Here is a 25,077-nt window from a genome sequence, read left to right as displayed (position 1 = left end):
AATAACTATAAGTTAACTTATAGTAAAAAATAACAGCGAGATAAAAAGGGGAACAAACTTTGACATATCCTTCTATTCATTATAAAATTAATCTGATTTTAATGTTTCTCATATCTTGGTTTAATCATCGATTAGTATAGTAACAACATCAGTTGATGATATCAGCAACAAGCAATCAGAAAGACGACAGATCGTCGGAAGATGATGTAACCAAGATAAAGAGAAAGGGTGTAATGATTATGGATAAACTTGAAAAGGTAGAAAAGTTAAGAGAAAAGACAGGCGTCAGCTATGAGGATGCGAAGAACGCTCTGGAGGCATGTGATTATGACCTGCTGGATGCGATCATTTATTTGGAGAAGCTGGACAAGGTGAAAGCTCCTGAGGTGGAGAGCTTCACCACGGGTGCAGAGCAGCAGAGCTCAACAGAGTTCGAGCAGGCACAGCAGACATATACAAATGACTGCAATAAAGTGACGTTTGGACAGATGATGGACAAATTTTTCAAATGGTGCGGCAAGGTGTTAAAGAAGAGTGTGGATAGCACATTCATAGTAGAACGCAGAGGCCAGACCATGATAAACGTTCCGGTGCTGGTGCTTGTGATCGCACTTATACTTGCATTCTGGGTAGTGCTTCCACTTCTTGTGGTAGGTCTCTTCTGTGAGTGCAGGTACCATTTTGAAGGAATCGGCGACATCAACGTAAACCTTAATAGCGCATGTGACAAAATGGCAGACTCAGTTGACAACCTTAAGTCCGACGTCAACAACAAGTAATCAGAAAGATATATAAAAACAATATCAACACAGAATAAAAAGCTATATGTAATAAAAACAACATATATATCAAGTTGGTATAAACTGAAAAAGAAAAATATTAAAAGTAAAAACAGACATAAAAAAGATGAAAACAGGAATATCTTTTACCGATATTCTGTTAATTACCAGCTGATATAGTTTGGTTTTGAGAATGTAATGTCTGTGAAATATACCTCTGCAATGGGTAGCTGTGGCGACTGAGCTTTGGTGCTTCTTGCCGAGGCAGAGACCACAAACGTCCTTATCGCGGTCGGCGCCGAGTGCAGATAGAAGCAAGCCAAAGCGAAGAAAGATAGGCGTAATTGCAGAGGTATATTTCACAGGCTTACTTAAAAACCAAACTATATCAGCGTCCGTCATAAAAGAAAGGAAAAAGATATGGCACAGAAGATTCTCATTGTGGAGGATGAAGAGAAAATTGCAAGATTTGTGGAGCTGGAGCTGCTGCATGAGGGATACGAGGCGGAGAAGGTATTTGATGGAAGAACAGGGTTGGACAAAGCTCTGTCCGGTGGCTTCGACCTCGTGGTGCTGGATGTGATGCTTCCGGGACTCAACGGTCTGGAGGTGCTTCGAAGAATCCGCAAGGAGAGTGATGTGCCGGTCATCATGCTGACCGCGAGAGATGCGGTCATGGACAAGGTATCTGGTCTTGATGCCGGTGCAGACGATTATCTCACCAAGCCATTTGCCATAGAGGAGCTGCTTGCCAGGATAAGGGTTGCGTTGAAGAGACGCGGAGTTGCGGAGGTTCACACACACAGGATAGAGATCCGTGGAGTGTGCATGGACACCGACAGGCATGAGGTTACAGTGTGCGGCGAGATAGTTGAGCTGACAAACAGGGAATTTGAGCTGCTGAGAACACTCATGGAGAACAAGGACATCGTTATGGACAGGGAAAAGCTGCTGAATGCGGTGTGCGGATATGATTATCTGGGAGAGACCAATATCATAGATGTGTATGTGAGGTATCTGAGAACAAAGATAGATGACAGATTTGGAGTTAAGCTGATCACCACTGTCAGAGGTGTCGGATATGTTATCAAAGAATGACCATTTTGGATGCCAGGATAGAGCAGATAGATATGTGACAAGCCAGCAACGCATGACACGGATACGCATAGATAGAGAGAAAATACATGGGAAAGAAAACTAACGAAAACAAAAGAATGTCATCGATAGCCAGAAGGATAAATATGAGCTTCTGGCTAAAAGAACTGGGCAATGTGATACTTATAGATATCGTCATTGCCTTTCTTATTGTAAGCGCATTTGCCGTGTGGGGAAGAAAGCAGCTTCCACAGGGCGTGGGCGGAATGAGATATTACGTTGAGAAAAATGAAGATGGCGGAGCGTATGAATATATAATAGAAGGGTCAGATGAGAAGAAGTACAGATATGACGTTAAGATCTTTTGGGATATCATAGAGCTTCCGGGCATTATATTGCTGGGGATGGAGACTATAGTGTTGTTTGTTGCGTTGTTCAGGACAGCGGATGTCAGAAGGAGATTAAAGCCGTTGAACGATCTGGCAGTTACGGCGGAAAAGCTCAGCAAAGAGCCGATGGATCACAATAAGATAGACGATCTGGAGAAGGCCATATCACACCTGTCTGCGGATGATGACGAGCAGGTTATACACACCGGAGACAAGGATCTCCAGAGCATAGAGATCGCGCTCAACAATCTGCTCAGAAATATGAAGGAAAATGAGAAACGTCAGATGAGATTCGTGTCGGATGCTTCCCACGAGCTCAGGACGCCTATTGCGGTGATCCAGGGATATGTGAATATGCTCGACCGATGGGGTAAGGAGGACGAACAGGTTCTGGAAGAGTCCATAGAGGCGCTGAAAAATGAATCCCAGCACATGAAGGAGCTTGTGGAACAGTTGTTATTCCTTGCAAGGGGCGACAGTGGAAGGCAGCACCTGAACATGGAGAAAACCGATCTCAACCGCATGGTAAGTGAAGTGTGGGAGGAGTCCATGATGATAGACGAGAGCCACAGATATGAGTTCCGTGGTACTGAGAATGAGGCGTGTGTGCTCGGCGATGTGGCGATGATCAAGCAGTCCGTCAGGATATTTGTCCAGAACGCGGCGAAGTATTCTGAACCCGGCACGGCCATAATACTTGGTGTAAAAGAGGAGCCCGGTTATGTCAGTTATATGATAGAGGACGAGGGAACCGGAATGAATCCGGGCGATCTGGCTCATATATTTGACAGATTTTACCGCTCGGATGAGGCCCGGAATAATGAGACCGGAGGCTCAGGTCTTGGCTTGTCCATCGCTAAATGGATAGTTGATGCCCACGGAGGTACCATACAAGTCATATCCAGAGCGGATATAGGATCAAGATTTGTTGTGAGATTCCCTAAAATTGCTTAAAAAGAGAGGTTGCATATATTTATTGGTAATCTGAGTATCTGTGGTTGCTGAACAATCCCAGAATACAGCCTGCACTTCCTAAAATTATGTATTCTTTCATAAAAGAGGCGAGAGTCTTAACTGAGTGAACATCAATATACCATGGTATGATAGCATTAAAGAGATTTCCTCCGCTAAGAGACAGGATGATCAGTGTAAATGATAAAATGATGGCTATGGTGATGTTCTTCGCTGTATATACTGTGCCGTAATATAAACCGCAGAAGCAATATATTATAATAAGATTTTTGGCTATAAATCTTTCTGGGTAGAGAATTGTCCTGAAGAACAACAACGATGTTATGGCACACATTAATAAAGACAGGTATAAAAATGGAATAATTGTTTCTACCCATTTTATTCTGTGGGCTATGTAAAAAAGTTCCCGGCTTGGGCTATATACAAACGGCATAAAGGTTATTGTATATAGCAGCATAACGCACACAGGATATGCTATGCAGTAACACTGCTGCAGTGCGTTTTCTTTATCCTGCAGATCAAGGGGTTTCATCATCATAAAGCCCGTAATAGCAGCTAAAACAGCTATAATTACACAGAGTATCATTCCCTTACGCAATATAAATAGTGAGTTATGTATTCTTTGCACCATAGTTACACTCCGTTCCTGTAAGACTTAAGAATATACATGTATCCATCTTCCAAAGTGGGATCAGCTGATGCAGGCTCTGAGGTATCAATAGAAGGGGAAGCCCAAAGCCTGGTCATGGCTGTTTTGATTCCGTCTGTAGTGTCTTTTGCAATTATATAGCCTTGATCGATAATTTCTATATAATCACACAAAAACTCCGCATCGTCTACGATGTGTGTGGATATAATAATTATCTTGTCATCACAATTGGTTTGTTTTATAAGATCCCTGAATCTGAGTCTTTCCTCAGGATCAAGACCTGCTGTCGGTTCATCGCATATTATTATAGGGGGATTGCCAAGAAAAGCCTGGGCGATTCCAACACGTCTCACCATTCCGCTAGACAGAGTATGAGCCTTTTTGTCAATATAACTTGATAAATTGACACTCTCTATAACTGATTCGATGTCTTCATCAAGACTACATGATGAAATACCCTTGGAAAATGCAATATAACGCATACATTCTCTTACGGTCATTCCGGGAAAAAGACCAAATTTCTGAGGCAGATACCCGATATCAACAGAATGTATATTTGCTCCGTTCAGGAGAATGCTTCCGGTAGCTGACGGATATAACCCAATAAGGGATCTCATGAATGTGGTTTTGCCGGCACCATTAGGACCGAGTAGTCCGTGTACTCCTGATTCAAAATTACAGTTTAAATTGTGAAGAATTGTGTTCCTTCCCAAAGTAGTTGTCATATTTTTTATTTCCAGCATAATAATCCCCCTTTATCTGAACGGATACAAGTTACTTTATTCTGTTGTTTCAGTGATGCCAAGTTCGTCGTATACATCTTCCTGAATCTTTTGAAGTTCCTCATCGGTGAGAATTGAATCAATATTGTACCAATTACCTGTCTGTATATAATTGGTGTAGTAAATATCCAAATTACCTGCAGCATCAAACATCACCATGTCAGAACCGTACATATATGCATTTCTGTGTATTGGTTGTATCAGGATTGTTTTCCCAATAAGGGAATAATCAGTTGCCTTTTCTTCAGGTGTATAGTTTATATATTTTTTTATCTGGCTTGTTATGTAGTGGTTTCGACTCGGATCGGTGTCCGCGCCAATATATGGGAAAATGTATCGCACATTATCAATAATCTGTTCGCTCCAAAATATGCCGGAAACAATGCTTAGCTGATCACTGAAACCACTGAACGTGTCACCGGACATGTTGAGATTGCTATACGTAGTAAAATCAGAGCATATGGATACTGTGAACCTGCTCAGATCCTTAGGAAGCTGGCAATATCCGTTTTGAAATAAGTCTCCATTCCCAGCAATTGGGTAATACGGGAAGTTCCCGGGAAGATATGCACCATTTTCCCCTGTGTAGCAAATATTATAGGATTTCCCTGTATATTTTATGTATACGGATGAGAGATCACCGGTTTCGTTGTATATGCATAGCTTATTTCCATTTCTGCTATAGCGGACAGCATGATCCTGGTCATCTGTTATGTATTTGATATCGTAATCTTTACAGAGTATAAAATGGTATTCAGGGAGACTGGTGTCTGATAGCTGCATATACATATCTGCGATCAAATTCTTCCTTATGTCAAAATGTATGTCATACTCTGTAACGTAAAAATCTATTTCCTTTGTTGGAGTAAGTAATTCCTGTTCATTTGCAAATAAATCCGAGGAATCATCTGCGTATCCAGGGTTACTGCCACTATATGGGATGTTGCAGATATAAATAAAGGAAAACGAGCATAACACCGAAAATATGGTGGCAAAAATCAAGGATAATTTCTTGTATCTGAAGAAATTTGTGATCAAATATACAGATATCAGACCAAATACTATATACAAAGGTTTGGCCAGGAAATGTATATTTACAGGAATTAAAGCTGCCTCATCTGGAATATAAGTAAGAGAAGCGCAGAATATGTTGGATATTTCCTGTATACTGCCGATTTTATCTTCCGTTGGAAATGTGAACTTACCTGATTGCAATATGGCAACTATGGTGAACCCAAATAAAGCAAGATAGGCAAGGATAGTATTGCTGATATACGATATGATGAGTCCGATAATAACAGCACAAGTGTTGACCATAAATACATGTGTGAAAATAGCCTTAATTGTATATATATAAAAGTCTGCAGAGGAAGAACCTGACAGTATACAAAGGCATATACATAGAACAAACATGCACATACATAATAAGCCGTTTATGATAGAGAGAATAAGCAGCTGCTGTGATTCCCTTTTAATTGATGACATAGTGTATGTGCTTATGCTCTCTACCACATTGTATTTTTTTACGATAGATATGAATTCAAAGGACAAGTACAAAAACAGAATATAATAATATATGGAATTTCCAAGCATCATATCTGTATGTTCAACTATATCAATGTAGTTGAATTCTCTAAGCAGACTGTCTTCAATGAATTTGTATACTGAGTATAAAATACAAAATATGATAGCAGCGATGGAAGGCCAAAAGCATTGTGGAGTTTTCCTGAATAGTATGTAATTCTGTTTAAGCATTGCTTTACCTCCTATCAATAATAAATTATAATTAGAAAAACTTAGTTGTACTAAGATTTACTCAAGATGTATTAATTGGTAAATGAAAGGCGGAAGATGTTAAAAGTTGCTATATGTGATGATGAGCAGAAGGATATAGACATTGCAGAAAAATGCATATTGGAGTATTCGTTTAAACACAATCTGGATATTGAATGCGCCAACTACAGGACGGGGCAGGAATTGCTGGACAAGCTGGAATCTGGTGAACATTATGATTTTTTTGTCTTTGATGTGGAAATGGAGAAGGAGGATGGAATATATATCGCCTCAATTATCCGAAAAAGATACGACAAAAATGCAATTATCATTTTTGTAAGCAATTACCCGGGACATATGGGACGGAGCTTTTCTGTGCATGCATATAATTATATTCAGAAACCTCTTAAATATATAGAGTTGGAACAAGTATTATCTCAGGTTTTGCGTGAGATAAGGGACATGGAGTTTAACAAGTTGATTGTGCCAGCGGCAGATGGAGAAAGAGTTGTTAATATATCTGATATTATGTATATAGAAACTTCGAGAAAATTTCAAAAGAGTGTAGATATTCATTCTGCAAAAGAGATTATACAGGTTACAGGAAATTTAAAAAAATGGTTTAACTTGTTAAAGGACAAAAGGTTTGTATACAGCTTTAAGGGGTATATTGTAAATATAGATCACATAGTTACCTTGAGAGGCGGGGAGCTTGTTTTGGATAATAACGAGATTATTCCGTTGTCAAGGAAATATGAGGAAGAGGTAAGGAAGAGTCTTATTAATACGGTTATATCAGATGTGGTGAGCATCAGAGGTTAAAGGGTGAGTTATTTAGTATTAATTTTTATATCAGCAATTATGGATGCTGTGACTGTAAAAGTTTATGTAGAGAAATGGCTTGGAAAGCCTCCGCTTAGAATATCGACAATGGCATATTGGGGTATATTTATTTTAACAGAGCTGGCTTCAAGAGGCGGACAGCTTTTCATGATAGATGTGTCACAGGAGAAAGCAATGGTCAGCCAGGTGTCCGCGCATATAGTTATCATGCTCGTATTTATTTGCCTATATGATTCCCGTATAGCTGAATGTATATCTGCGTTTATTATATGGGTATTGGGTTATCTGGTGAGCATCGGTTTATCTGATGTAGTGGTAATTACAACGGATCAGATGCTGTATGACGGTGGAATAACTCATCTGATCTCGGTGATGGATATGTATGCACAGTTTATTATGCTGCCTGTCCTGATCATAATACTGGTAGTGAGAAATTATGTATCAGGTAGATATTCATTTAAACAGTTGGTCATAGTGCTTATAACTCCAATGATAAGTTGTTATCTATACTTGATAATACCAGAACAGATCGTGCTTTTGTCAGGGTATGGATTTATATTTGTGCTGATAATTGTGCTGGTCTTAAATGTTTTGAATTATTATCTGTTTGATAACATGGTGGATAATTATAAATTGAAAAATCAGGTAACAATGCTTGGTTATCAGTTGGAGCATCAGTCGGATAAATATGACCAATTGGTTCTTTCTTATAAGAAAATTGGCAGTATGGTTCATGATACCCAAAAGCATATAAGCTATATAAGGTCATGCATAGAAGAGAAAGAATATGACAGGATAAGAACAGTATGTGATAGATATGAGGAAGAATTAAAAAATAAATATGTTGTTTCAAAAACAGGAAATCTTGTTATTGATACATTTGTGAACAGTGCGTATACATTTGCCCAAAACAATGGCGTGAAATTTCATACGGATTTTAAGTTCGATAAAAATTCAATAATGGTCTCTGACTATGATATGTGTATAATAATAGGAAATCTGCTGGATAACAGTATCAATGCATGTAAGAAACAGAAGGAAAAAGAGGGGGTATATATAAAGCTGGCAATAGTGCAGACAGATCGGCATTTGGTAATAGATGTGAAAAATAGCAGTACACAGTCTGACGTGGGCGGCAGTAAGGATATGACTCATGGATATGGTATACAAAATGTGAAAAATACCATGGACAAGTACAATGGAATAATGGAGATAAAGAATACATATGGGGAATATGAAACACTTGTGCTGATCCCCATAAATCAGGATTAAATGTACATAAACCGCATGTCCCCGCATAGACTGTAAAAACAGAATATGCGGGGGCTTTTTCTTTGAAGGATTATATAGAAGAGCGGGCAATCGAAGCGGCAAATTATATCATAGACACAAGGGCGACTGTGAGACAGACAGCGGACAAGATGGGTATAAGCAAATCAACGGTGCACAAGGATATAACGGAACGGCTGGTCCGTATAAGACCAATGCTGGCGGCCCAGGCCAGGGTGGTGTTGGATGCCAACAAGGCGGAGAGACATATAAGAGGGGGGCTTGCCACGAGGGAGAAGTATCTGCATGTCACAAAGTTTTAACATAGCTTATGTTGTATTTTTCTCTGATTTGGGTTAAACTTTTGATGATTGTATAATAGTGGACTAAGTGTGGGCTATTAGAAAATGGCAGTTTAACTATAGATTAGAGGTTAGGATATGAGATTTATTCATGTTTCGGATGTGCATTTGGGGATGATTCCTGACAAGGGAAAGCCTTGGAGCGATGTCCGTGCGAAAGAGATAGAAGAGACATTTGACAGGATCCTGGATATTGCGGAGGAGAGAAAGGTAGATCTGCTCCTCATTGCCGGCAATTTGTATCACAGTGCGCCGAAGGCTGCGGATCTTGCAAAGCTTGATGCCAGACTTGCAAAACTTACAAATACAAGAACGGTGATCATTGCGGGCAGTAGTGATTACATTGAAAGTGGATCTCCATCGGAGAATTATGAGTTCACATCGAACACAGTGCTTCTTCCGGCTGGGGAGTTCAGCAATGCGTATTTTGAAGATATAAATACCTGTGTGACCGGTTTCAGCTATGGACAGGCGGAATACACGGAGGATTTCTCAGAGGGGATAGATGCCCAGACGGAAGGCGCTGTCAATATACTTCTCATGCATGGAGGAGATGCCAGCCACGGTCCATTTAATTTCCGAAAGCTGGCTGACACAGGATTTGACTATGTGGCACTCGGACACCTGAGAAAGCCGAAGCACATGGTGAAGAACCGTATGGCATATCCGGGATCGCCGGAGCCTTTGTCACCTTCTGACACAGGAAAGCATGGCTTTATTTATGGACAGATAATAAACGGAGAGACAAGGATAAAGTGGGAGCCTGTTGCCTGCAGGAATTACATCAACCTTGGACTTGAGATAAAGCCGGAATATACTGACAGACAGATCGAGCATGCTGTTCTGAAACAGATCGATAAGATGGGAACGCAGAACATATATCGGGTTATCCTGAAGGGCCAGAAGGGGCGCGGAGTGAGACCTCAGTTTGATGATGTGTCTCAGGATTACAAGATATATGAGGTTGTGGATAATACGATGTTCGAGTACAATGCTGATGGTCTCAAGAGGGACAATGAGCACAATGTACTTGGAAGATTTATCGCTGAGTTGTCCGGTGAGGATGACGAGGTCAGCAAAAAGGCACTTGAATATGGTCTTGAGGCGATCATAGCAACTGGAGAAAAGTAATGTATATAAATAAACTTTTTTTGAAAGAATTTGGAAAATTCAATAACAAAGAAATAAAGCTGGACAAAGGCTTGAATGTGCTCTATGGAGAGCCCGGAGCCGGTAAGAGTACGATCAGGGATTTTGTGTCCGGTATACTGTATGGTATGAATAAAACCAAGGGTCTTGGAGCCCGGGGAGACAATTTTGCATTAAGAAAGCCATCCGGTGGAAATGGATATGCCGGAAAGGCACAGGTGACAAATGCTGGAAAGAGTCATCTTATGGAGAGAAATTTCAACATGTCCACGGACGGTGCAACGCTCACTGATATAGAGAGCGGGAAGGATGAGAGACTTGTGTCTAAGAATTCCTACAGAGGTGTCCTGTTTGATATGGACAAGAGCACATTTGTGGATGCAATGTGTGTTGATCCGCCGGAGGAGATGGGCGGAGATGACAAAGCTTTGTGTGACAGACTCGAGAAGTATCTTCAGAATATGAAGGAGACGGGCTGCAGCGGAATAAACAGAGCAGACGCAGTGGCGTATCTTGAGAACGAAAAGAAGAAATATGACAATCAGAAGTATCTGGTTCAGATAGAAGAGCTGGAAGCCCAGATGGATGAGCTGGGTGAAGTTGATAAGGAGCTTGAAGACATCCGAACTGCCAGACGTGAGGAGCTTGATGCTTATAATATGGAGATCGCACGTTTGAAGAGAGAGGCAAGGCAGCTTGTGAATGAAAAGGATGCTGAGATCCCTGACGATGATGAGGACAGGGAGCGAAGCAGAATATTCCTCGAGGTTGAAGCTATAGATGATGAGGACGAGCTGAAGGAGAAAAAGAAGCAGGAGAAGAAGGACAAGAAGCTGACGGACAATATATTTGTCATAATGGCAACAGGAATACTGGTTGTTGCAGTGGTCATGCTAGTGGTTCACCTTGTTGGTTTTCAGAAGTCCATACAGCAGCTATTCACGATATGTACGATTGCGTTTGTTGCTATAACCATCATAGATGGATTGTTCAGGAAAGGCGCATTTGACGGTGATAAGCTTCCGTCTGAGGAGGAGTTCAGGAGGACCATATATGAGATGGGAAGAGCAACTGAGTCGAGGACGGTTCGCGTTGAGATAGACAGAGCTTTTCAGGAGGAGCATGACAGGAAGCTTGATATGTTCAAGTTCCAGGAGCATGATGCCATAGAGAAGAGGGATGCCTACTATGAACTCAAGGAGAAGAGAGACGCCATATTTGCCGATTATGATGTGCTTGAGACTGAGAAGAAGGCCATAGATAAGGCTATCAATACCATAATGGACATATCGGAGGAGTTCTCAGGACTGTTTGCCGGTATAGACGGCAGAGTATCGGATATTCTTAGCGCACTCTCCGGTGGACAGTATCAGGAGGCAAAGCTCGATGATGAGATGCATGTTGCAGTGAAAAAGAATGACCATTTCTTCAGGGCGGAATTCCTGGGACATGAGGTCGTTCGGCAGGTGTATCTGGCTGTGCGGCTGGCTGTTGCAGAGATACTTAACAACGAGAAAATGCCACTTGTGCTGGACGATGTGATAGATGTGACCGATGAGAGTCAGCTCACGGGAGTGCTCAAGGCGATGAGTATGGTGAACACGGAGCAGACGATATTGCTTACATCCGATAAGGATCTGGTTAACAGACTTGAGGATATGCATATAGCATGCAATGTGGTGACATTGTAGAAAGTTTCTAATAATAAATAATTAAAAGACCTGCGGAAGCTTGCGATACATGGTATGTATCAGGTGAGCTTCCGTAGGTCTTTTTTGTAAGTCTATAATTGGATATTAGTAATTCTCGTAGTTATCTGAGATAGTGTGCTTCTCCTTGTACTCAGCAATTCTCGCACTGATTCTCTCTGATGGATCAAGAAGATCGCTGAGAGATGCATCGTGGTTGAGGTGATCGATAATGAGTGCAATGTACTTGCTCATGTCGGCTGATACATACCAGTCGCGGTCTGCAAGCTCAGGAAGCTGATAAGTGAGGTTGGTTGTGATGACCTTCTCAATGAGACCTTCCTCGTGACACTTGTCAAATACCTCAAGACCCTTGGTGAAGAGACCAAATGTAGCAAGTGCAAATACTCTCTTAGCCTTTCTTGCCTTGAGCTGCTTGGCAACATCTATCATACTCTCGCCTGATGCGATCATGTCGTCGATGATGATAACATCCTTGCCTTCAACTGAATCACCGAGGAACTCATGGGCAACGATAGGATTACGTCCGTCCACAACTCTTGAGTAATCTCTTCGCTTGTAGAACATACCTACATCTACACCGAGAAGGTTAGCGAAGTAGATAGCTCTGTGCATAGCACCCTCGTCAGGTGATATAACCATCATGTGGTCGTTATCTATCTCAAGATCAGGAGTTGATCTAAGAAGTGCCTTTACAAACTGGTAAGTAGGCTTTACGTTCTCGAAACCGCTCTTTGGAATAGCATTTACAACACGTGGGTCGTGAGCGTCAAATGTAACGATGTTGTCTACACCATACTGCTGAAGCTCCTGGAGCATAACTGCACAGTCGAGGGACTCGCGTCCTGATCTCTTGTGCTGACGGCTCTCATACAGGAAAGGCATGATGACAGTGATCTTTCTAGGCTTGTCTGTCATGGCAGAGATGATTCTCTTCAGATCAGCATAGTGATCGTCAGGAGACATTCTCTGAGTCTGGCCACCCATGGTGTATGTGCAGCTATAGTTTCCTACATCAAGCATGATATATATGTCTTTACCGCGGACTGACTCGTTGACAATACCCTTTGCCTCACCTGAACCAAATCTAGGGCAGTCTGCCTTGATAAGGTAAGAGTCCTTCTCGTAACCGTGGAATACGATGCTTGACTTGTTCTCGTTCTGACGGTTCTTTCTCCATTTTACGATATAAGAATCGACCTTCTCTCCGAGAGGTACAATGCTCTTATGAGCAATGATTCCTAAGCTTCCTACAGGTATTGTTTCCAACTTGCTATCGTCTGGCATAATAAAAATCCTCCTAATCTGCTTTCGTTGTCTACCTTTTGTTCCTGGCTATGCTTTTCATTCTTTTTACATAGCGGATGTTATCTCCGTAGAGATTGAAGATGAGATAGCTATCAACTATTCGTGACATGATACGCTCTGTATACCTGTTCTTGAATTCCTGCAGATCAAGATTGGTAGAAATGAGAGTAGACTGTCTCTTGATAGTTCTCGTATTTATAATCTCAAATAACTGAGACAGGACAAATGAGTTGGTGTACTCTGTGCCAAGATCGTCAATTATAAGAAAATCGCAGTTATATATGTAGTCATACAGCATCTTCTGATGCGGTTCATGACCACCCTTTATTATAATGTCCTGTAAGATATTATCAAATAAATTTATCGCCGACAAGTATAAAACTGTATAACCTTTGTCTAAAAGTTCCTTAGCGATACAATTTGTCAGGAAGGTTTTGCCTGTTCCGGTCTCTCCATATATAAGAATGCCCGGTCTGCTGTCCTGAAAATTCTCTGTGAACTGTCTTGATGCAGACAATATGCTCTGTGCATTCTGGTAAGGAGTGTAATTGTAGCCAGCAATGTGTTCATCTCTGTAGAAATCAGGATTGAAGCTGGCAAAATTCTCCGTCTCCAGCACCTTCTCTATGGTGGACTGCTGGTACAACTGGCTGATGACCATGTGTTTCAGACATGAACATGGCTTACCATCTACATATCCGCTGTCTCTGCATGCGGGGCAGTTGTATATCGGTGCCAGATAATCGTCAGGGTATCCGGTCTGTGCCATGAGCTGATGCTTCTCATCGCGGAGAGCGTGGTTCTTCGTGGAGAGTGCTTCTTCATCCACTTCCTGATGCAGTATCCTTGCCCTTGATGCCTGGACGGCACTGTGGGCGATGGCATCGTCGATCTCCTTTATACGAGGGATCCTGGCATATACCTCAGCTTTTCTGTTGTCCTGTCTGCGAAGATTGTCCTGCCTGATCCTGCTCAGTCGGGACAAAATATCATCATAATTTATATTGCCCATAATATGTATATATTACCTCTTGTCAAGATTGAGTTCATCTGCAAGCATCTGTTCCAGCTTGTCCAACTGGTTGGACATGTCTGTCTGCTTGAAGTTCGCAAATCCATTCGGATTCCTGGTGGCTGCAGGCTGCGCTGTGGCCGCTGATTTCTTCTTGAGGAACTCCTGATCGAGCAGTTCGACATCCCTAATGGATTGTACACCATTCTTATGCCAGTTTTCAAGAATTCCATTGACATATGCGAAGTTGGCGGATTGTGGCTTGGAGATTATGGCCTTCTCACATGCCAGAAGGATAAGATCCTCTGAGAAATTCATCTCACCTGTCCACGCGTCAATGTATGCGGTCTCTATGCTGGTAGGATTGCTTCTGCGTATTCCGAGTGCAGAGAAGACCTTTCTGTAAAATGGGTTGTAGGCGGAGCTGTCTGCCTTGGCCTTGTCAACCGTGTCGATTCCTTTTTCATACCATGCTATGGCTACGGTCTCCGCATATCTGAAGCTTGCCTTGCCCATGGTCAGACAGTATTCGATCAGATATTCGATGAGCTCCTGGGAGAAGCCAAGCTGGTCGTATATGTATATGAGACTTTCTGATTCAGGCATGGAAAGCGGTCTGCCAAAATATGCCTCTGTCTCAAACATAATATCAGAGAGAACCTCGTCCTCCTGTTTCTTCCTAAGAAATTCTGGTGTAACTGTTATCTTGTCAGGCAGAGTGCGCTCCGGCACCTCGGCCTTGTCTTCGTCTGCGATCGTCGCCGTGATCTCGCTGTTGTTATCGTCATCTCCGGTGGAATAATCCACGCCGAGAATAGAGAGGTCGTCAACTCCGCTGTCGGAGGAGCTGCCCTTGTCGTGAAGAGGGAGAAGAGTTATTCCTGTAAGCTCCTTCTTCTTGTTGTAGTTGAGCTTCATAACATCCTGGCTTATCCAGTATTTTATGGCTCTGCAAATATCCTTCTCTGTGAGATTAAAATGATCTGCTATGTTGGCGACAGACACGGGTTTACTGGAAGACATAAGTCTGACCAGATACAGATATACCTTAACAAACTCTCCGCTGGCGGAGGTCATGTAATAGTCTATAAAAAAGTTTGATATAGAGGAATATGTTTCGTTTTTTTCTGTTGTAATAGTAATGTAGCTCATGTCAAAAAACTCCTTGATCATACTCCTGAAATAGCGCATTTCCCTTAGCGCAAATGCATTATAACATGAACTTTTTGGAATGCAAACAGAACATACAGTCGGTTGGGAAAAATGGTGGGGATGTGGATAATGTGGATAATGTGGACGAAAAAGAGACATAAAAATACAAAAGTCATAGTTTAACAGGGCTTTGTAATATTTCTGTAAAAATTATGTCAACAAAAAAATATAAGCTCTGTGGGGAAAACTTTCCCACAGAGCTGTGTGGATAATGTGGATAACTAATTTTTTATCAGGTCATTTCCGATAGAATAGACGTTTCCGGCGCCCATAGTTATCAACAAATCATTTTTTTTGCAATTTTTTAAGAGATAATTTTCTATATCGTCGAAAGATGGAAGATAGAACGCATCAGTACCCGTCTCGGCGATCTTCTCGGCGAGTTGCTTTGCTGAGACAAGTCCGGTATCCTTCTCTCGGGCTGCATAAATATCTGCCACGATGACGTGGTCACATACCTTGAGTGCGTCTACAAACTCATCGAACAGAGCGTAGGTTCTTGAGTAAGTGTGTGGCTGGAATACGCACCACAGTTCGTTGTAGCTTGTGTTCTTTGCTGCCTTCAGTGTGGCTGCTATCTCAGTTGGATGGTGAGCGTAGTCATCCATGACTTTCACGTTGTCGAGGATGGTTCCTTTGTACTCAAAACGTCTCTCGGCACCGACACACTCTGACAGTCCCTGTTTGATGACATCTATGGAGATTCCAAGTTCAAGGGATGCCGCTATGGCTGACAGTGAGTTGTATACGTTGTGCTCACCGAATACCTTGAGTGTTATGTCAGTGATCTCTTTGCCGTCCACAACCAGTGTATAGGTTGGATGGCCGAAGTCATCGAATCGTATATTGTGTGCTGAATATTTGTTCTGTGCGCCCTTTCCAAATGTTACCACGCGGCACTCGAGGTCTCTGACAACGGTATCATAATACTTCATATCGCCGTTCACGATGACCAGGCCCTCCTTTGGAGTTTTGGTGGCAAATACATGGAATGACTCAGCGATCTCATCTATATCCTTGAAGAAATCAAGGTGGTCGGCATCCACGTTCAGTATGATACTGATAAAAGGCTTAAATGCGTGATAGCTGTTGGTGTACTCACATGCCTCTGTTACAAAGTATTCAGATTTGCCTACACGGATATTGCCGCCGATGCTGTCGAGGATTCCTCCCACTGATATGGTAGGATCAGTGTCCGCATCTATGAGGATGTAGGACAGCATGGAAGTCGTTGTTGTCTTGCCGTGGGTTCCACTGACGGCTATGGAATATTTGTAATTCTCCATGATCTGGCCGAGAAGCTGGGCTCTGGTGAGCATAGGAATGTTCTTCTCCACTGCGGCCTTGAACTCTTCATTGTCAGGATGTATGGCTGCTGTGTATACGACCAGATCTATGTTGTCTGTTATGTTAGATGCACACTGACCGATGTTGATAAGCGCTCCCATGTCGGCAAGCTGATCGGTGATTTCGGATGCTTTCATATCTGATCCGGTGACCTTGAATCCGGCCTTCAGAAGTATCTCTGCGAGACCGCTCATGCTTATTCCGCCTATTCCCATGAAATGGACGTTGATTGGCTTTGAAAAATTGATCTTGTACATTTGTATTTCGCCTTCCTTATATAAAAGATTGATTACTATATTTAAAAGTGTTTTTTATTATAGCATAACTGCCCTCAAATGAAAATAAATGGTTTTGGTCAATTGCATAGATTGTTATTGAACGAAAATTATGTTATAAATGGAGGTAGTGTGATGGAAGTTGATAATAAATCTATATCAATTGGTAAGAAGCCATGATAAATGTATTATGTACCAGACAACACAGAGAAATGTGGATATATGAATGCACGAAGTGCGGAACAAGATTTCTGAGCCTTTCCGTGGATGAGATGGAGGAATGTCCTGACTGTGCAGCAGAGTGGGATCCGGAGATCGGACCGGACGAGGTGATGGAAGCTGAGGAGAAAACTGCAAAGCTCATGCGGATCGTAGAGGGCGCAGAAGAGGTAGAGAAGATGGATGCATTGCTCAGCCTGGCTATAACGGGCGGAGATTATAACTGGATCTAAGAGGTATACATATTAGGTATACAGGGGCAAAGATCAATATAATATGAGTAGAGGTTAACATATGATTACAAATGACGCTACATTATTAAAGGTAAAGCACGAGGTGCTTTATGAGGTGGCAAAGCTTGCGTATGAAGGCAGGCTGGATGATGAGAGGGACAATCTTCCATATAAGATGGTTCCCGGTCCACAGCCATTTTTCAGATGTTGTATATACAGAGAGAGGGAGGTCATCAGACAGAGGATCAGACTTGCCGAGGGCAAAGCCCCTGGAACAGAGGATGATGGGAATGTAGTCCAGATCATCAACTCTGCCTGTGAAGGATGTCCTATTTCACGTTACGTAGTAACTGATAACTGCCAGAAGTGCATGGGAAGAGCGTGCCAGCAGGCGTGCCGTTTCGGTGCCATCAGCATGGGACGTGACAAGTCCTACATCGACCCATCAAAGTGTAAGGAGTGTGGACAGTGTGCCAAAGCATGTCCGTACAATGCCATTGCAGATCTGATGCGTCCATGTATCAAGAGCTGCCCGGTTGGTGCCATATCTGTGGCTGAGAATGGAACAGGTATTGCGGTCATAGACAAGGACAAATGTATAGACTGTGGTTCATGTATCCACAAGTGCCCATTTGGTGCGATCGGATCAAAGTCTTATATAGTAGATATAATAAATGACATGAGAGCCGGCAAGAAGGTATTTGCCATGTTCGCACCTGCCACATACGGACAGTTCGGTGCGGATATCACCATGGCGAGCTGGAGAACAGCCATGAAGAAGATAGGCTTCTACGATGCGGTGGATGTGGGACTTGGTGCCGACATGACAGCCATGGCAGAGGCAAAGGAATGGATGGAGGCCAAGGCAGAGGGCAGGAAGAAGACAACCTCATGCTGTCCTGCATTCAAGCTTCTGGTGGAGAAGCATTTCCCTGAGCTGGCAGACAGGGTATCTGAGACCGTATCACCTATGTGTGCAGTATCGAGATACATCAAGGAGAATTATGAGGATGCCGTGACAGTATTCATAGGCCCTTGTATCGGCAAGAAGGCGGAGAGCGCAGCCGGAGAGAAGGAATCTGCGGACTATGCGCTGACATACGGAGAGATCAGAGCCATGCTGAGAGCAAAGGATGTCAAGCTTGAGCCAGAGGCTGAAGATAACGACCAGTCCACACTGTTCGGCAAGAAATTTGCAAATGCAGGCGGAGTCACAGCGGCAGTCATAGAGAGCATGAAGGAGCTCGGCTGCGAGGACGAGGTTAAGGTGTGCAAATGCGATGGAATAGATGCATGTAAGAAGGCACTGACTCTCATGAAGTTCAACAGATTCCAGGATGACTTCATGGAAGGTATGGCGTGTGAAGGTGGCTGCGTGGGCGGCCCTTCAAGACACAGGGATCCGAACATGGCGATGCGTGACAGAAAGGCAGCCCTTGATAATTCTACAGATATCAACATCACAGAGAATCTTGAGAAGCAGGGAGCAGACAAGATTGATATGGTGAGAGATTAGTGCATGGAGGACAAAGACATGACAACAGTTTTGATATTTGTGATATGTGTGCTTATATTTGTGTGCGTATCGGTGGTTACGGCGATACTTGTATACAAGTCACAGATGCGTAAGAAGAAGCTTCAGTGGGACAGCCGGCAGCAGACACAGGATTCCAAGCAGGTACAGGATCAGTAGAGACTGTGATATATAATGAAATAATAAGAAAATTAAGACGTGCAGCGATGGAGATGAAACTGGACTTATCCGGGGGGATTCATTGCTGCACGCCTTATTTTTATGGATTGAGGGAAAAAACTGTGCAGTCAAAATGTAATACCAATATGTGAAAATAAATTAAAACTTTTATTTTTCTGTTGACATGACAAAGAGATATGATAATATATGGATGTAGTAATTGAAACTACATGTAAAGTTAATTGAAAACGCACATTAAAGTAATGTTTATTTTGATTGCTAGATAGAAATACGAACTTAGAAGACTTTTTATACTAAGTTAATACATAATGTGATAAAAAACGGCATGTATCGCCGGCGTTAAAAGGCGGAAAAGCCGTTTTACCATATATATTATCAGAACTTATAGTTTATGGAGGAAATTAACATGTCAACAGAAATGAGACCAGAGCAGGGAATAGCAGGAAAGTTTGTGAGGTCAGCTCTTGATGAGAATGGAGTTCTCAGCAAGATTGAGTTCACCAACAGCGAGAATTTCAACTTCGCATACGACGTAATGGATGCTCTGGCAGAGAGGAAGCCTGATCAGACAGCGCTCATCTATGTATCAAAGGATAGAACGATCGAGAAGAAATTCACATTCCAGGATATCAAGGATTATTCCAACAGGGCAGCCAATTACTTCAAGAGCCTGGGCATCAGGAAGGGTGACAAGGTAATGCTCGTGTTAAAGAGACATTATCAGTATTGGTTCACCATGATGGCTCTCCACAAGATCGGTGCCATAGCTATACCGGCGACAAATATATTAAAGGCAACAGATTATCAGTATAGAATTGAGGCAGCAGGCGTATCAGCGGTTGTGTGTACATCAGATGACGGAATCACGGCGTCCATAGATACATTTGCTGATGACAAGCTGACAAAGATCGTTGTAAATCATCCAGTAGAAGGCTGGAACTTCTTCGATGAGGGAATCATGGAGTGCAGCACCGAGTTTCCAAGACCTACAGGCGAGGATGCTGTAGGAGGAAAGGATGATATACTGTTCGTCATGTTCACATCGGGAACAACAGAGCATCCAAAGATGGTTGCACACAATCATCTGTATCCACTTGGACATTACATCACAGCAAAATACTGGCACTGCAACAAACCTGGTGAGGTTCATCTCACAGTTTCAGATACAGGCTGGGGTAAGGCTCTCTGGGGCAAGCTCTACGGACAGTGGCTGTGCGAGGCATGCGTATTCGTATTTGACTTTGATACATTCAGTGCGGACACTATATTCAAGCTTATAGAGAAGTACAATATCTCAACATTCTGTGCACCTCCAACACTGTACAGAATCCTTATCCGTATGGATATGAGTAAGTACAACCTCTCATCCCTCAGATACTGTACAACAGCGGGTGAGGCACTTAACCCTGAGGTATTTGACGTATTCAAGGAGAAGACAGGATTCACTATATATGAAGGATTTGGTCAGACAGAGACGACTCTTACCATTGGTAACCTTGAGAATACTACTCCAAGACCGGGATCAATGGGTAAGGCAAGCCCAATGTATGACGTGAGGATCATGAAGGCAGACGGAACATTTGCTGCACCTGGTGAGACAGGTGAGATCGTCATCAACATCGCAGACGGTGCGCCGGACGGACTGTTCATGGAGTACTACAGGGATCCACAGAGAACAGCCGAGGTTATGCATGACGGCTTCTATCACACAGGTGATACGGCTTACCAGGATGAGGATGGATATTTCTGGTTCGTTGGACGTGTGGATGATATCATCAAGGTTGCAGGCTACAGAGTAGGACCTTTCGAGATAGAGAATGAGATCATGAGAATACCTTATGTCCTTGAGTGTGCAGTTACATCAGTACCTGACAGCACAAGAGGTCAGGCAATAAAGGCCACTATCGTTCTCACAGAGGGTACAGTTGGCGATGAGAACCTCAAGAAGGAGCTCAAGAGATACTTTAAAGAGAACATCGCAAGCTACAAGAGACCTAGAGTTATCGAGTTCGTTGATGAGATGCCAAAGACCATCAGCGGCAAGGTAAGACGTGTTGAGATCAAGGAAAAGGACTGGAAGTAAGTCAGAAATCAGGTGAAGAAAAATGATAGATATGAGTAAGATCAAGCCATATGATAGATCGGTTTATTATTATGAGACGGACAGGATGCAGATAGTACACCACTCCAATTACATCAGATGGATCGAGGAGGCAAGGCTGGACTGGATGAAGCAGATAGGCTGGGATTACAAGTCTATAGAGGATGACGGATATATAATTCCTGTGCTTGGTGTGACGGCTGAGTATAAGAGTATGTGCCACTTCGGCGATGATGTGCTGATACATGTCAGTCTTTCGGAGTATACAGGTGTCCGTGTAGGGTTTTCATATGAGATCGTGGACAAGAAGACAGGCGAGCTTAGAACACTTTGCACAAGCTCACATTGTCTGCTGGATGGCAACAACAAGCTTGTGTTCATCAGAAAGGCATATCCTGAGCATGATAAGCTGTTTAAGGAGCTGCTTGAGGATTACAAGAAAAGTCAGAGCAAATAAACAGAGCTGTTGTCTGGTGTATAAATAATTTAATATTGTATTAATTGATGGTTATTAATAGCTGGTAAAATTGTTTGTGTAACTTTTTTATCAGCTATTTTTATCTATTTAGACATGTAATTAGTTAAAACATCCTTTTTATATTATGGCGTAAATGCTATAATGGAAACGGTTGCGTGGGAATATATGGCAGGCTGGATGCTGCTGCAAGGAGGGATCTTTTGAAAGAAGTATCACTTGATAAACAATACTACAAAGAACATATACAGAACATATTATATGATAATTATGTGAAACTGGCGCTGGTCAACATTGATACTGGGGAGTATGTGAGTGTTATCAGTGTGGACAAGAATGCAGATAATTATAAAAGTACCTCTGACGTATCTTCCTATTTTAAAGATAACAAGGGACTGGACTGCTGTCATCCTGATGAAGTCAGAGAATTTGCATATATGTGTGATATGAAGCATGTCAAAGCACTCATAGAAGCCGGAGCCAGATCCATCGTGCGTAATTTCAGGTTCAGATTGAGACTTGGCGAGGACTATGAGTGGGTTTCCATGGATATAGAAGCTGAGAAAGAGCCGAGAGAGGACGGACAATGGGTTGTGTTCGGCATGAGGGCAGTCAGCCTTGACACCCTGGTGCTGGAGGATAGTCTCAGGACACTGACAAGGGTATACAGGCGTATATTCAGGATTGATGTGACGCACAATATTTGCGAGACATTGAGAGGCGGATATATAAGAAGCAGAGATGAGGTTAAGCATGACTGCCTTGGAGATTACATGAAAGACATGACTATGGGTGGTGAGATATTCCCTGACGATGTGGACAGGGTAAGAAAGTGCCTGTCTCCTGAGTTCCTCATAAAATATTTTGCAAATGGACATGACAGATTTACCATTAGATATAAGCGTAAAATGGATATGGTGTACAGATGGGTGATGACAGAGGTCATACCTACTGCTGACTATAGAGATGACAATAAGGTATTCTATCTTTATACGAGGGATATACATGAGGAGTATTCTGAGAGCATAGAGAAACAGGAGCTGTTGGAATTTTACAGTTACAAGGATACACTCACTCGTCTCGGCAATAGAAATGCATTTAACATTCTGTGCGACGCGTATGCAGACCGAAATGATAAGCGGTCGGTCGGATTCGTATTCAACGATGTGAACAAATTGAAGTATGTGAATGATCATTATGGACATAAAGAAGGAGATCTATATCTTCAGAGGGTATCGCAGATGTTGGCACAGCATTTTGGCGAAAATGCATGTTACAGGATAAGTGGCGATGAATTTGTTGTCATCATTATGGATATTGCTGAGCAGTCGTTTAACTCAATGATCGCCAGATATAAAGAGGTAATTGATGAGCAGGAGGAGGCTCCGGTTGCGTTCGGCGCAGTCTGGAAGGCTGAGGCTGATTCCATAGACAAGATAATGAACGAAGCCGAAAGACTGATGTATGAGGATAAGAAGAGATTCTATTCGAAGCATCCTGAGGTCAAGAGGCGCGAGAGCGTGGAGAATGAGGCGAATATAGCTGTAGGAACTACAAAGGATGGAGTCCCGCATTACAGGAATCTTGGAAAGACAGACAGGATATTTGATGCCCTTGCAGCTACAACACTCAGAAATTATATATTTATGGATGATCTCGATACGAATGTTACAAAATGGTCTGCAAGTGCGGTGGATTACTTTGGGCTTCCGGGGCAATACATATATGATACACAGAAAGTGTGGGAGAAGCTTATACATCCAGATGACAGAGCAATATTTGAACAGGATATTACAGAGGTATTTGCGGGGCGCAAAAAGTATCATGATGTAGAATATAGAATGAGAAACAAAAATGGTGAATATGTGGTCTGCACCTGCAGAGGTTTCATCACCAAGAAAGAAAATGGTGATCCGGAGTTCTTTGTGGGCACTGTCATAAACCACGGTGTCATAGATGGGGTTGATCCGGTGACTAACCTGCACAATCAGCATGAGTATACCAAGTATATATCAATACATTTGAGAAACAAGCAGACGATGAGCATTCTGGCAATAGGAATATCCATGTTCAACAGTATCAATATGATGTATGGATATGCATATGGCAATGCTGTTCTTAAGGATTTTGCCACAAAGCTCAAAAATGTTGTCGGTGGAAAGGGACTCGTGTTCAGACTTGACGGTGCAAAATTTGCGATTTGTTCAAACGTGTATACCAAACAGGAACTCAAAGAGGTATACAGACATGTACAGAATCTTGCACTTGACAATGTAGGTCTGAATGGCACATCGATCCCGCTTAAATTGTACGGAGGTGGTCTGATATATGACCATGTAGGAGCCGATGAGGACGTGATAAAGAGCAGTGTGGAATATGCCCTGGAGAGATCCAAGGAGGATCATCATGGTGAACTTGTATTCTTCAATGAGGAGATCAAGGACAATGATAGAATGAGACTGCAGCTGTACAGCACAATACACAAATGTGTGGCAAACAACATGGAAGGCTTTTTCATGTGCTATCAGCCTATAGCAAATTCCGAGACAGGACACATAGTAGGTATGGAGGCTCTTCTCAGATGGAAACACAAGGAATTTGGAGTGGTTCCACCGGGAATATTTATACCGTGGCTTGAGATGGAGCCGTGTTTCTTTGAACTTGGCAACTGGATAATAGAGCAGGCACTCACGGATGGTATGGAGGTTCGCAAGATCAGACCTGATTTTGTGGTGAATGTCAATATATCAGCGACTCAGCTTGAGAATCATGGATTCAGGCAGGCTGTTGTGGATATATTAAAAAAGACGAAGTTCCCTCCTGAGTATTTGTGCATAGAGCTCACAGAGAGATGTAAGAATATGGATATAGCATTTCTGAAAAATGAGCTGGAATATTTCAGGAAACTTGGAATAAAGATCGCTATCGATGATTTTGGAACGGGAAATGCTACCCTAAATCTGCTCACGGAATTACCGATAGATGAGCTTAAGGTCGATATGTCATTTGTCAGGGGAATACAGGAGAGCAAGCCTAATCAGGTCCTTGTACAGGCGGTTGTGTCCTGTGCACATCAACTCGGATACAAGAGCTGCATTGAAGGTGTCGAGGACAAGGCACTGTTCGATTACCTTCATAGGTATGGTTCCACTTACTATCAGGGATATCATTTCTCCAGACCGGTTTGTCTGGAGGATTTTAAGAAGCTTTTGTGACAGACGACCCGCTTGGTAATATATACATCCGCAATCACGCTTGACTTACTGCACTTCGATTGGGTGCTATCTGCATGGTGCTCCGACCGCCAAAAGGGCGTCGGCGGATCTGCGCACCAGCAAGCACCATCGAAGCACAGACGTCTGCGCTAACGATTGTCGGATATATATATTACCAAGCGGGTCTTACGTTGT

General features: G+C 42.6%; 20 protein-coding genes and 1 pseudogene. 14 read left to right on the top strand and 7 right to left on the bottom strand.

Annotated elements, in window-relative coordinates; genetic code table 11:
* Positions 1-155: 155 nt before the first annotated feature.
* The 3 genes from OCV54_RS00215 to OCV54_RS00205 all read left to right on the top strand — a co-directional run bounded on the left by OCV54_RS00215 (position 156) and on the right by OCV54_RS00205 (position 3,217).
* The gene (locus OCV54_RS00215) at positions 156-779 is read left to right on the top strand and encodes a UBA domain-containing protein (protein WP_055222258.1); all 624 of its coding nucleotides are present in this window, start codon (positions 156-158) and stop codon (positions 777-779) included.
* Positions 780-1,199: 420 nt separating this feature from the next.
* Positions 1,200-1,877, top strand: a complete 678-nt coding sequence (locus OCV54_RS00210; RefSeq protein WP_055222256.1) for a response regulator transcription factor — start codon at positions 1,200-1,202, stop codon at positions 1,875-1,877.
* Between the two features lie 86 nt (positions 1,878-1,963).
* On the top strand, positions 1,964-3,217 hold the full coding sequence (locus tag OCV54_RS00205; protein ID WP_055222255.1) for a sensor histidine kinase: 1,254 nt from the start codon (positions 1,964-1,966) through the stop codon (positions 3,215-3,217).
* A 19-nt stretch (positions 3,218-3,236) separates the two neighbouring features.
* Here OCV54_RS00205 and OCV54_RS00200 read toward each other — a convergent pair whose 3' ends face one another.
* Genes OCV54_RS00200 through OCV54_RS00190 form a run of 3 tightly spaced genes read right to left on the bottom strand, consistent with a single transcriptional unit; the run spans position 3,237 to position 6,421 of the window.
* On the bottom strand, positions 3,237-3,866 hold the full coding sequence (locus OCV54_RS00200; protein WP_015534560.1) for a hypothetical protein: 630 nt from the start codon (positions 3,864-3,866) through the stop codon (positions 3,237-3,239).
* Positions 3,867-3,868: 2 nt separating this feature from the next.
* Positions 3,869-4,627: an ATP-binding cassette domain-containing protein gene (locus tag OCV54_RS00195; protein WP_055222254.1), complete on the bottom strand. Its 759-nt coding sequence runs from the start codon at positions 4,625-4,627 to the stop codon at positions 3,869-3,871.
* Between the two features lie 36 nt (positions 4,628-4,663).
* Positions 4,664-6,421, bottom strand: coding sequence for a hypothetical protein (locus tag OCV54_RS00190; RefSeq protein ID WP_055222253.1), 1,758 nt, complete (start codon positions 6,419-6,421; stop codon positions 4,664-4,666).
* Positions 6,422-6,517: 96 nt separating this feature from the next.
* On the opposite strand from OCV54_RS00190, the gene OCV54_RS00185 reads away from it, so the two are divergent.
* The 5 genes from OCV54_RS00185 (at position 6,518) to OCV54_RS00165 (ending at position 11,753) form a co-directional block, all read left to right on the top strand.
* On the top strand, positions 6,518-7,261 hold the full coding sequence (locus OCV54_RS00185; protein WP_055222252.1) for a LytR/AlgR family response regulator transcription factor: 744 nt from the start codon (positions 6,518-6,520) through the stop codon (positions 7,259-7,261).
* Between the two features lie 3 nt (positions 7,262-7,264).
* Positions 7,265-8,554, top strand: coding sequence for a sensor histidine kinase (locus OCV54_RS00180; RefSeq protein WP_147341846.1), 1,290 nt, complete (start codon positions 7,265-7,267; stop codon positions 8,552-8,554).
* Between the two features lie 62 nt (positions 8,555-8,616).
* A complete protein-coding gene (gene spoIIID, locus OCV54_RS00175) occupies positions 8,617-8,874 on the top strand; it encodes a sporulation transcriptional regulator SpoIIID (RefSeq protein WP_055222251.1) in 258 nt (85 codons plus the stop codon).
* Between the two features lie 117 nt (positions 8,875-8,991).
* On the top strand, positions 8,992-10,044 hold the full coding sequence (locus OCV54_RS00170; RefSeq protein WP_055222250.1) for a metallophosphoesterase family protein: 1,053 nt from the start codon (positions 8,992-8,994) through the stop codon (positions 10,042-10,044).
* Positions 10,044-11,753: an ATP-binding protein gene (locus OCV54_RS00165; protein ID WP_015534564.1), complete on the top strand. Its 1,710-nt coding sequence runs from the start codon at positions 10,044-10,046 to the stop codon at positions 11,751-11,753. Before OCV54_RS00170 ends, OCV54_RS00165 begins: the two co-directional genes overlap by 1 nt.
* Positions 11,754-11,858: 105 nt before the next feature.
* Here OCV54_RS00165 and OCV54_RS00160 read toward each other — a convergent pair whose 3' ends face one another.
* The 4 genes from OCV54_RS00160 to murC all read right to left on the bottom strand — a co-directional run bounded on the left by OCV54_RS00160 (position 11,859) and on the right by murC (position 16,907).
* Positions 11,859-13,058 (bottom strand): ribose-phosphate pyrophosphokinase, encoded by a 1,200-nt coding sequence (locus OCV54_RS00160; RefSeq protein WP_015534565.1) that lies wholly within the window; start codon positions 13,056-13,058, stop codon positions 11,859-11,861.
* Positions 13,059-13,089: 31 nt separating this feature from the next.
* On the bottom strand, positions 13,090-14,091 hold the full coding sequence (locus tag OCV54_RS00155; RefSeq protein ID WP_055222249.1) for an ATP-binding protein: 1,002 nt from the start codon (positions 14,089-14,091) through the stop codon (positions 13,090-13,092).
* Between the two features lie 12 nt (positions 14,092-14,103).
* Positions 14,104-15,243 (bottom strand): DnaD domain protein, encoded by a 1,140-nt coding sequence (locus tag OCV54_RS00150; protein WP_055222474.1) that lies wholly within the window; start codon positions 15,241-15,243, stop codon positions 14,104-14,106.
* A 281-nt stretch (positions 15,244-15,524) separates the two neighbouring features.
* A complete protein-coding gene (gene murC / locus OCV54_RS00145; RefSeq protein WP_055222248.1) occupies positions 15,525-16,907 on the bottom strand; it encodes a UDP-N-acetylmuramate--L-alanine ligase in 1,383 nt (460 codons plus the stop codon).
* Positions 16,908-17,108: 201 nt separating this feature from the next.
* Here murC and OCV54_RS00140 point away from each other — a divergent pair.
* The 6 genes and pseudogenes from OCV54_RS00140 to OCV54_RS00115 all read left to right on the top strand — a co-directional run bounded on the left by OCV54_RS00140 (position 17,109) and on the right by OCV54_RS00115 (position 24,882).
* A pseudogene (locus tag OCV54_RS00140) lies at positions 17,109-17,377 on the top strand (hypothetical protein).
* Positions 17,378-17,438: 61 nt separating this feature from the next.
* Entirely contained in the window at positions 17,439-18,893 is a 1,455-nt protein-coding gene (locus OCV54_RS00135) for a 4Fe-4S dicluster domain-containing protein (protein WP_015534570.1), read from the top strand.
* A gap of 18 nt (positions 18,894-18,911) precedes the next feature.
* Positions 18,912-19,070, top strand: coding sequence for a hypothetical protein (locus OCV54_RS00130; protein WP_165852775.1), 159 nt, complete (start codon positions 18,912-18,914; stop codon positions 19,068-19,070).
* A 427-nt stretch (positions 19,071-19,497) separates the two neighbouring features.
* Complete coding sequence (locus OCV54_RS00125) at positions 19,498-21,174, top strand: AMP-binding protein (RefSeq protein ID WP_015534572.1); 1,677 nt, start codon at positions 19,498-19,500, stop codon at positions 21,172-21,174.
* Positions 21,175-21,196: 22 nt separating this feature from the next.
* Positions 21,197-21,649 (top strand): acyl-CoA thioesterase, encoded by a 453-nt coding sequence (locus OCV54_RS00120; protein WP_055222247.1) that lies wholly within the window; start codon positions 21,197-21,199, stop codon positions 21,647-21,649.
* A gap of 221 nt (positions 21,650-21,870) precedes the next feature.
* Positions 21,871-24,882, top strand: a complete 3,012-nt coding sequence (locus OCV54_RS00115) for a bifunctional diguanylate cyclase/phosphodiesterase (RefSeq protein ID WP_156327878.1) — start codon at positions 21,871-21,873, stop codon at positions 24,880-24,882.
* Positions 24,883-25,077: the final 195 nt, after the last annotated feature.

Source organism: Coprococcus aceti (assembly GCF_025567285.1).
Lineage (GTDB): Bacteria > Bacillota > Clostridia > Lachnospirales > Lachnospiraceae > Coprococcus > Coprococcus aceti.
This window is presented reverse-complemented; position numbering and strand designations above follow the sequence as displayed.

What these genes read in the sequence shown, in the direction of transcription:
- OCV54_RS00215 (WP_055222258.1), top strand. Translation starts at nt 156, where the DNA reads ATGATATCAGCAACAAGCAATCAGAAAGACGACAGATCGTCGGAAGAT.
- OCV54_RS00210 (WP_055222256.1), top strand. Translation starts at nt 1,200, where the DNA reads ATGGCACAGAAGATTCTCATTGTGGAGGATGAAGAGAAAATTGCAAGA.
- OCV54_RS00205 (WP_055222255.1), top strand. Translation starts at nt 1,964, where the DNA reads ATGGGAAAGAAAACTAACGAAAACAAAAGAATGTCATCGATAGCCAGA.
- OCV54_RS00200 (WP_015534560.1), bottom strand. Translation starts at nt 3,866, where the DNA reads ATGGTGCAAAGAATACATAACTCACTATTTATATTGCGTAAGGGAATG.
- OCV54_RS00195 (WP_055222254.1), bottom strand. Translation starts at nt 4,627, where the DNA reads ATGCTGGAAATAAAAAATATGACAACTACTTTGGGAAGGAACACAATT.
- OCV54_RS00190 (WP_055222253.1), bottom strand. Translation starts at nt 6,421, where the DNA reads ATGCTTAAACAGAATTACATACTATTCAGGAAAACTCCACAATGCTTT.
- OCV54_RS00185 (WP_055222252.1), top strand. Translation starts at nt 6,518, where the DNA reads ATGTTAAAAGTTGCTATATGTGATGATGAGCAGAAGGATATAGACATT.
- OCV54_RS00170 (WP_055222250.1), top strand. Translation starts at nt 8,992, where the DNA reads ATGAGATTTATTCATGTTTCGGATGTGCATTTGGGGATGATTCCTGAC.
- OCV54_RS00165 (WP_015534564.1), top strand. Translation starts at nt 10,044, where the DNA reads ATGTATATAAATAAACTTTTTTTGAAAGAATTTGGAAAATTCAATAAC.
- OCV54_RS00160 (WP_015534565.1), bottom strand. Translation starts at nt 13,058, where the DNA reads ATGCCAGACGATAGCAAGTTGGAAACAATACCTGTAGGAAGCTTAGGA.
- OCV54_RS00155 (WP_055222249.1), bottom strand. Translation starts at nt 14,091, where the DNA reads ATGGGCAATATAAATTATGATGATATTTTGTCCCGACTGAGCAGGATC.
- OCV54_RS00150 (WP_055222474.1), bottom strand. Translation starts at nt 15,243, where the DNA reads ATGAGCTACATTACTATTACAACAGAAAAAAACGAAACATATTCCTCT.
- murC (WP_055222248.1), bottom strand. Translation starts at nt 16,907, where the DNA reads ATGTACAAGATCAATTTTTCAAAGCCAATCAACGTCCATTTCATGGGA.
- OCV54_RS00135 (WP_015534570.1), top strand. Translation starts at nt 17,439, where the DNA reads ATGATTACAAATGACGCTACATTATTAAAGGTAAAGCACGAGGTGCTT.
- OCV54_RS00130 (WP_165852775.1), top strand. Translation starts at nt 18,912, where the DNA reads ATGACAACAGTTTTGATATTTGTGATATGTGTGCTTATATTTGTGTGC.
- OCV54_RS00125 (WP_015534572.1), top strand. Translation starts at nt 19,498, where the DNA reads ATGTCAACAGAAATGAGACCAGAGCAGGGAATAGCAGGAAAGTTTGTG.
- OCV54_RS00120 (WP_055222247.1), top strand. Translation starts at nt 21,197, where the DNA reads ATGATAGATATGAGTAAGATCAAGCCATATGATAGATCGGTTTATTAT.